The organism is Aminiphilus sp., assembly GCF_029975095.1.
In the GTDB taxonomy this organism is placed as follows: Bacteria; Synergistota; Synergistia; order Synergistales; family Aminiphilaceae; genus Aminiphilus.
Genome location: NZ_JARKPW010000185.1, coordinates 1 through 7,961 on the forward strand (window position 1 = coordinate 1; position 7,961 = coordinate 7,961).

At 57.6% G+C, this 7,961-nt stretch carries 9 protein-coding genes; 6 read left to right on the forward strand and 3 right to left on the reverse strand.

The features are described 5' to 3' along the window. Positions 1 to 416: DUF4198 domain-containing protein (locus tag Q1K49_RS11685; protein WP_300526181.1), on the reverse strand; the 416-nt coding region annotated here is incomplete at its 3' end. 286 nt (positions 417 to 702) lie between these two features. Between Q1K49_RS11685 and Q1K49_RS11690 the strand changes: the two genes are divergently transcribed. From Q1K49_RS11690 to Q1K49_RS11710, 5 genes are all read left to right on the forward strand, one after another. Beyond that, the gene (locus tag Q1K49_RS11690) at positions 703 to 1,785 is read left to right on the forward strand and encodes an ankyrin repeat domain-containing protein (RefSeq protein WP_300526182.1); all 1,083 of its coding nucleotides are present in this window, start codon (positions 703 to 705) and stop codon (positions 1,783 to 1,785) included. Between the two features lie 505 nt (positions 1,786 to 2,290). Further along, a complete protein-coding gene (locus Q1K49_RS11695) occupies positions 2,291 to 2,614 on the forward strand; it encodes a hypothetical protein (protein WP_300526184.1) in 324 nt (107 codons plus the stop codon). 22 nt (positions 2,615 to 2,636) lie between these two features. Beyond that, entirely contained in the window at positions 2,637 to 3,359 is a 723-nt protein-coding gene (locus Q1K49_RS11700) for a hypothetical protein (RefSeq protein WP_300526186.1), read from the forward strand. A 34-nt stretch (positions 3,360 to 3,393) separates the two neighbouring features. After that, entirely contained in the window at positions 3,394 to 4,062 is a 669-nt protein-coding gene (locus tag Q1K49_RS11705) for a metallophosphoesterase (protein WP_300526188.1), read from the forward strand. A gap of 594 nt (positions 4,063 to 4,656) precedes the next feature. Next, on the forward strand, positions 4,657 to 6,222 hold the full coding sequence (locus tag Q1K49_RS11710) for a S8 family serine peptidase (protein ID WP_300526190.1): 1,566 nt from the start codon (positions 4,657 to 4,659) through the stop codon (positions 6,220 to 6,222). Between the two features lie 58 nt (positions 6,223 to 6,280). On the opposite strand, the gene Q1K49_RS11715 is transcribed toward Q1K49_RS11710, so the two are convergent. Further along, a complete protein-coding gene (locus tag Q1K49_RS11715) occupies positions 6,281 to 6,928 on the reverse strand; it encodes an IS3 family transposase (RefSeq protein WP_300526192.1) in 648 nt (215 codons plus the stop codon). Between the two features lie 23 nt (positions 6,929 to 6,951). After that, on the reverse strand, positions 6,952 to 7,218 hold the full coding sequence (locus tag Q1K49_RS11720) for a transposase (protein WP_300526194.1): 267 nt from the start codon (positions 7,216 to 7,218) through the stop codon (positions 6,952 to 6,954). Between the two features lie 116 nt (positions 7,219 to 7,334). Here Q1K49_RS11720 and Q1K49_RS11725 point away from each other — a divergent pair. Next, positions 7,335 to 7,961: helix-turn-helix transcriptional regulator (locus Q1K49_RS11725; RefSeq protein ID WP_300526196.1), on the forward strand; the 627-nt coding region annotated here is incomplete at its 3' end.

Sequence of the window (7,961 nt, forward strand, 5' to 3'; positions counted from 1 at the left end):
ACTTCCTCGCAGTAGGTGGCGTCAGGCCGTTCGGTCCGGTTTTTCTGTGCCCAGCCGTCAGGCCCCTTGGACCAGAACGTGGGGTGGTAAAAGCCGAGAACCAGGTAGCTTCCTTTTTTCAGATCCGCTTTGCCCTCGTAGGCGTAGTTCGTTCCCCCCGGGGTCAGTTTCACCGTTCCCTCCGGTGTCGCCAGCTGCAGCACGTCGAAGAGGTGCGTTCGGTCCTCGGGAATGGGTTCCGGTTTCGGAAAATCGTGACCATAGCCGATTTCGGCCTTGACGAGGCCGTCCTTCGGCTCAAATGCGTTCACCCAGAAATCGTGGGCGAAGGCGCCGGAGGCGGCCAGTGCGAGGGAAAACACCAGAGAGACCACTGCGAGACGAAATGCACCGTGTTTCTGTACCGAACAAGACATGCCAATTCCTCCTTATACGAGTAACGAGTGATATTGAGCGCAGAGCACGCTCAAAGTTCGATGACTCTAACTCCTCCTCCCTCCAGCTGTCAACCCCTGCTTCGTGCAGGGAAGCGATACCTTTTTCCCATGCGACATTTTCTCTTTTGAGGCAAGATGGTATCTTGTAGAAGTGTTTTTTGATGGTGCGTCTGGTTCATGGTGTTGTGTCGCAAAGGATGAATCTCTTCAAGGGCTCGGGGCGGGTTCATCCGGGCAGTCACGTGTTCGGAGGAGGGAAGGGAGCATGCGGAAGAACATTGTGCCGCTGTTCGCGGGAATGTTGATGCTGTCCTTGGCTTTCGTCTCGGGAGCGCTCGGTGCCGTGAGCGACGCGACGTTTCTGGAGCTGTGCGGAACCGGCACGCCCGAGGAGGTGCGGGTCGCCCTCGCGGAGGGTGCGGACGTGAACCTCCGCGACGAGAACGACAGCACGCCCCTGATGACGGCGGCGGAGAGAAATCCGAATCCGGAGGTCGTCACCGTCCTTGCCGGAGCGGGCGCGGACATTCATGCCCGAACCGAGCAGGGCATGACGGCTCTCCTCCTCGCCGCCGGACAAAACCCGAATCCCGAGGTGGTCATGGCCCTTCTCCGGTCCGGAGCGGACGTGAAGGCTCGTGATGCGGAGGGTTTTTCCGCCCTGATGGTGGCGGCGGGGAAAAACCCCAATCCCGCAGTTTCCACTGCCCTCGTCGAAGCGGGAGCGGAGGTGAATATCCGGAACGTTCTCGGTGTCACCCCGCTCATGCTCGCCGCCGGATACGGAGCCGATGCAGGAATCGTCTCGTCCCTCATCCGGGCGGGAGCGGACGTGAACGCCCGGGACGAGAGCGGCGAGACGGCGCTGATGTTCGCCTCCGGAGAGAATGCCGATTCCGAGGTCGTCGTCGCTCTTCTGGGGGCGGGGGCGAACATCCATGCGAGAAATCACGAAGGCTGGACCTCTTTGATGAAGGCCGCGGCGTTCAACCGCAATCCCCGGGTCGTCGCCGTTCTCTTGGAGGCCGGAGCGGAGATCGAAGCACGAAGCGAAGAGAACGAGACGGCGTTGATGAAGGCCGCGACGCACACGCGCAATCCCGAAATTCTTCTGACCCTCATCAACGCCGGCGCGGAGGTGAATGCCCGGACCCGGACCGGCTGGACGGCTCTCTTCTATGCCGCGCGATTCACATCGCATCCCGAGGTGGTGGTCGCACTTCTGCAGGCGGGGGCGGATGCGGCCCTCGTGGACAACCGGGGCGAGCGGGCCGTCGATATCGCCCGGCGCAACAAGAGGCTGAAGAATACGGAGGCCTTGCAGAAGCTCGAGAACATGAGTCAGTGAGCCGGTTCGGGGTCGGAGCGGAGAATGGGAGAGAAGAGATGGGAGGGCCGATAACAGCACACGCAGGGAGAGATCATCTTCGCGTCCTTTCCTCATTTTCCTGCAAGCTCTCGTTTCGTTTTACACTCGACGAAAAGAAGTTGGAATGTCCGCTTCGGGTGGAGTATCTGGAGCTTCGAGAGGCTACGGCCTTCTCTGGAGACGTCAGGCGGTTCGCGCGCCTCTCCGGGGCGCCTTTCGACGAGAGGAACCTGCTGCGCATCCTTTTTCCAGACCCGGCCCCGCTTGTGTCTCTTTGGCTCTTGGATGCCTTCCCGGCTCTTGCCTGCTCCAGTGTGCGCATCCTTGTCACCGATGCGGTCATGCGTGGTCTTTCCTATCCGAAGTATCTTGAAACGCTGAAGAAAGAATTGGAACGCTGTAAACTCCTGATCGTTCCGGTTGGTTCGGGAGAAACGCGGCGTATTTTTTGGAAATGGAAGCCCAGAAGACGCTCGAGGAGGCGATGGGAAAAAGGGCGGAGGAGGATCTTCGCCAAGCCGACCCCTCCTTCCGCAGATCGCTTTTTCTCGCCCTCGCCAGGCATCTGCTCGAATCCGGCCAAGGACGCGACCTCAGAGCGGGAGCATCGCCGGTTTTTGCGGTTGTGGAAGATCCTACCCTTGAACGGGTGCGCACCCCAAGATTCTGCAGGATTCTCTCCTGCGAGGCGCTTCTCACGGGCCTTGAAAGGATGGGAAAGCTCCGTGCACTCGATGACAGGCCCGTAGCGGCAAAAGAGTTTATAGGCAGGATTCCCAAGGAGAAACGAGATCTTGTGCGAGCGTAGGGGTACAACAGGAGGAGGAGACGTGTTTGTCACCGATGATGTTCACGGAACGCTTGAATATGGGCGTATCGCATGCAATCTTGCGAAGATCGCGCAGAATGAGCGGCAGGGCGGGGACGAGCGAACGCCCCTTCTTGTCGCCGGCGATTTCGGGTTGCTCTGGAAACGCGAGCCTGACAGCGCGGAAATGTCTGCTCTCGATCAACTCGAAGCGTTGGCTCGCGATACCCTGTTCATCGACGGCAACCCTGAGAATTTCGACAAGCTCGATGCGCTCCATACGAAATTCCGTTGGGGTGCGAATGTAGGGATGGTACGCAAAAACATTTTTCACCTCCGGAGCGGCCGCATCTGCGAAATTGCCGGGCGTTCAGTCTGGTGCTTCGGAGGCGCCTTTTCCATAGACAGAAAATACAGGAGGCTGGGGGAATCCTGGTGGGAGTGGGAAATTCCGAGTCAGGAGGAAATGAAGCTGGGCGAAAAAGCTCTCGAAGCGAGGGAATGGCGAGTGGATCTGGTACTGACACACACCGCGCCTAAATCGGTGTACGCCTTTCTCTGCGGAGAACGATTTAAGGATCCCGTCGCCGAATGGCTGGAGGAAATTGCGAAAAAGATGCAAACGCGCCTCTGGATCTTCGGGCACCTCCACAACGACGACGGCGAATATCTCCCGAGAGAGCCTTTCCAGGAAATCTTTCCTGGTGTCGATCGTTTTCTTTCGGTGTGCCGAAATGTACGGTAAATCTAGAGTATTACGAAAAAAGGAGCTGTTCAAGGTGCATCCTTCCTCGAAGAAGGACGGGGCGGCGTTTCGCCTGGACCTCCAAACCGACATGTTTCCCCTGTTTCTTTCGGCGGACCATCATTTCGGACACGCAAACATCATCGTTTATGCGAAACGGCCTTTCAAGGACACGGAGGTGATGGAAACGGCACTCATGGAGCGGCACAACGCCCTGGTTCCCAAAAAGGAATCAGTCGTTCTGTTCCTTGGGGATTTTCTCTGGGGAAAGCCGAACGACACCGCAAACCTTGCTCACAGGCTCCGTCGACTTGTCCCCCGTTTGCACGGCGAGGTAAAGATCCTCCTCTTGGGCAATCACGACAAGCTCTCTCCGAAGACCTATCTCGAAGCAGGATTTTCCGCCGTAGTGGAGCGGGAAGGTGACCTGCGGCTTGTTACGCGCTGCGGAGAGGTGCGGGCTTGCCACTCACCCATGCGGCTCTACCGGCAGTACTTGGACGACCTGCCCGACGAGGCGGATCATGAACTCTACGACTTGCTCAAGGGTGAGGATCTGTCGGCGATTCGGGGACGCTGGTTCTGTGGCCATGTGCACACCTGCTTCCGGAAGCTCGGTCCCGTGATCAACGTGGGCGTGGATGTGTGGGACTATGCACCGGTTCCCTTTGAAGAGGCCGCCAAGCTTTTCTCCGGGAGATAAGGGGCATGATCCTTGCGGCCCGGCGACATTGCCGAGGCGAATCTTGGTGTGGCCTGTACGGACAGCAATCGTAAGAACGTTGACGTGGATGCACTGTGCTCCATGTAGATGCGTATCGATTCGACGCTGACAACGCAAAAAAACAAGGGCGATCCTCGAAAAAGGCCTGCTGCCGGAATTCATGATGGATTCAGAAATGCTATCGATGAAAACCGAAGAAAACATACTGTGGCGGGCAAGATGGCAATGTCCCAGAAGCTTTCTGCGTGGCGCCTCTCCGAAGAAGTTTTCTCCCTTGCCAATAACGAAGGATGAACTGTGGCGCACTCCCTGGCAGAGAAAAAACTGCCCGAAGCACAGCTGCGGAGGTGCTTGCGCTCCGGGAAACGTTGACGGGAACCACCGTCGCGCATCTCATCGCGGCTTACCGGGTCGCCTCGTGTCGTCAGTGTGGTTCCATTCTGGGAGAAGAATGAGTTCTTGAAAGAAAATCCTCCGTCAGGTAGACTTGCGATGAATGTTTTTTTGAGATGAGTCATGAATTAATGCTAGGGTTTTGTTTAAAAAATTTACCTTTCAAGGAGGACTTCACAGATGCGTTGTGCTCTATCTCTCTTTCTGCTCTTTTTGATAGCGGGTGTTTTCTCCAGTTCCGCCTTTGCGGCTGCACCGCGACTCTCCGCGGACGACCCCGTCGTCCGAAAGGCGCTTGCGTCGCTCGAAGGCAAGAGAATTCTCGTGGAACTGCGCGTTCCAGAGGGACTCGTCTCCGCAGAGGAACGGAAGACCCGCATATCCGTCGCACAGGAACAGGTACTTGTGCACCTCGAATCGTTCGGGGTCAATGCGGAGGAAGGGACCGTGCGCCGCTACGAAACGTTTCCCTTTCTCGCCATGTCCGCGCCCGGCGAAACGGGAATGAAAGCCCTTGCCGCATCCTCTCTCGTCAAAGGGATTTATCCCGACCGGATCAATCTCCCTTCGCTGAAGGAAAGCGTTCCTCTTATCGGAGGAACGACGGCGCAATCCATGGGCGCTACGGGAGAAGGCTATGCCGTGGCCATCCTCGACACCGGAGTGGACCTGGACCATCCGTTCCTCAAGGGAAGAATCGTCGGGGAGGGATGTTACTCCACCCACGACCCCGCACACGGCATCTATTCCGTCTGCCCGAACCGGGAATCTTCCTCGATAGTCCCTGGATCCGGGAACAACTGCGACCTGAGCATCATCGGATGCAATCACGGCACTCACGTCGCGGGCATCGCCGCTGGAAACGGCAACGGAGGACGGGTGATCGACTTCTCCGGTGTCGCTCCCCTCGCGGGAATCGTTGCCATTCAAGTATTCTGCTCACAGGAACTTGTGGATACAGAAACAGGAGAAATCTTTTATGCGACGATAGCCTTTGACTCGGACATTATTGCGGGTATCGAACGCGTGCTCGAACTCTCGAAGACGATCCAGATCGCTGCGGTAAACCTAAGTCTCGGTGGCAGCGAAGAAATCGAAGGATCCTGCGATCTTCAAAATCCCGCCATGAAAACGGCATTCGACGCGCTCCGGGCCGCAGGAATAGCTCCAGTGGTCGCCGCCGGAAACGAAGGCTTCTCGGGGGGCATCAACATGCCCGCATGTCTTTCCAACGCCGTCTCCGTGGGGGCCGTAACGAAGAACGACGAAATCGCCGTTTATTCGAACTCCTCCGCGTACCTGACTCTCCTTGCTCCGGGCGGACAAGTCTGGCACGAGGAAGGATCCGTCGCCCCCGCCGACGACGGAGGCATCGTGTCCTCCGTTCCCGTCACTCCCGACTGGGAATATATGGGTTTCGACGGAACATCCATGGCGACTCCCCACGTGGCAGGCGCCTTTGCGGCGCTGCGCTCCAGAGCGCCGAATGCGGACGTGGATACGATCCTTGACGCGCTGCGGGGAACGGGTAAGGGGATTTACGATAACCGAAACGGGGTGACCGTCCCTCGCATCCGGGTGGACAATGCGCTTGCCGCACTGACGGGCGACGCACCTCCTTCGGCGACACCGACAACGGATCCCGGAAGCGGCGGAGGATGTACTGTGGGCGCAGCTCCTTCGGTAGTCGGGGCAGTCCTCTGCGGGTTGCTGCCCCTCCTCTTTTCTGGACGAAGGAGGAAATAATCAGCACCAAAGTGTTTGTTGCATAATAGAAATGGCCCAAAAAGGGGGGTGCGGACGTTTATTTGGACTGCTGTGCTGCCGGATCCATCCTCCTGTATTCCAGCGGACTCTTCGCACCCAACGATATCTTGATTCTTTTTCCGTTATACCAGTACAAGTACTCATTCAATGTGTTCATGAACTCGGAGCCGTTATCGGAACGCAGATATTCCGGCATCCCGTTTCGAGCAAAAAGTTTTTCGAGAACGGCAATCACTGCCCTTGCGTCGAACCGGCGGGCGACTTCACATGCGAGGCAGACGCGCGTGAACTCGTCGACGACGTTGAGTATCCGGATCTTTCGGCCGTTCGCAGTCCTGTCTTCCATGAAATCATAGGTCCAGACATGATTCGGATAGAGCGCCGCCATGGGGGTGTACCCCCTTTTCGGGGCGGGTTTGCGCCGTTTACACGACGGCAGGCACAACCCGGCGCTTTTCCACAGTCGATACACGCGTTTGTGGTTGACATACCGCTTCCTGCGTCGGAGCAAAGCCCACACGCGGCGATATCCGTAACGCCGGTGCTCTTTTGCGATCTGCTTGATTTCGCTCGTCAGTTGCTCGTCCCGATCGGGGACGGGTTTGTGACGGTAGCTGGAACGACTGATCCGGGCGATGGCACAGCTACGACGTTCCGAAAGCCCTCGCGACATGCAGAACGTCACGGCTCTCCTTCGTTGCTGTGCCGTCAGGAGTTTTTTGCCAGAAATTCCTTGATGATGTCCAGCTCGATATCCCGTTCGGCCATCATGCGCTTGAGGCGCTCATTTTCCCGCTCAAGCTCGCGTAGGCGGCGAACCTCAGGCTTCGACATGGCTCCAAAGCGGCGCCGCCATCGGTAAAAGGTCGTTTCCGTAATGGCATGCTTTCTGCATACGTCGCGAATGGAATCGGCTCCACCCTCGCCTTCACGCAGGATTGCGACTATCTGCTCATCGCTGAACCGTTGTCTCATGCTCCCTTTGGCACCTCCTGGTTGTGGAACTCACTAACTCTTCCAGTGGTCCTATTTTAGGGGAGCATGTCAAGAGCATAATCCATTCCGTTTTGCGGCGGACTGAAAGATACCATTTGACAATATCATGGGTTATAGTATATTTCGAAAAGCAAAAGGGGGGAACCGCCGTGAATTTGAAGATGCTCGCACAGAACGTGAGACGACTGAGAACTGCGAAGCGCTTGAGCCAAAGCGCCCTAGCGGACGACGCGGGTCTCTCCTTGCCGGCGATAAAGAGTCTCGAACTCGCAAAGAGCGAGCCGCGGATGAGGACCATGCAGGCAATCGCCAAGGCCCTCGATGTGAAGCTTCAGGAGCTTTTCCAGCCGGTTCGGGAATTGTGCACCGTCCGGTTCCGTTCGGCGAAGCGGATGCAGAATCGCGAGAATGTCCTGGCCGAGGTGGCCAGGTGGCTCGATGATTTCAATTTCCTCGAGGAGAGTCTGAATAAAAAGATGCCGTTCAGCCTTGGCGCTGTCCGGAGGCAATGCTCCAGAGACCGCCTTGCCGAGGCGGCCGGACTCTGCCGGAAAAAGCTGGGGCTGAAGGTCACCGAACCAATCCACGACATCTGCGGCCTGCTCGAACACGCGGGCGTGAAGGTTTTCCCCGTCCCCATGGCTTCCGATAGTTTCTTCGGCCTCTCTGTGGGCGAGGAGGACGGCGGGCCGGCGGTGGTGGTGAACGTATGGGAGCGGATT

Coding starts and splice junctions, on each gene's coding strand:
- Q1K49_RS11695 (WP_300526184.1), top strand. CDS start 2,291: ATGGGAAAAAGGGCGGAGGAGGATCTTCGCCAAGCCGACCCCTCCTTC.
- Q1K49_RS11720 (WP_300526194.1), bottom strand. CDS start 7,218: ATGAGACAACGGTTCAGCGATGAGCAGATAGTCGCAATCCTGCGTGAA.
- Q1K49_RS11710 (WP_300526190.1), top strand. CDS start 4,657: ATGCGTTGTGCTCTATCTCTCTTTCTGCTCTTTTTGATAGCGGGTGTT.
- Q1K49_RS11690 (WP_300526182.1), top strand. CDS start 703: ATGCGGAAGAACATTGTGCCGCTGTTCGCGGGAATGTTGATGCTGTCC.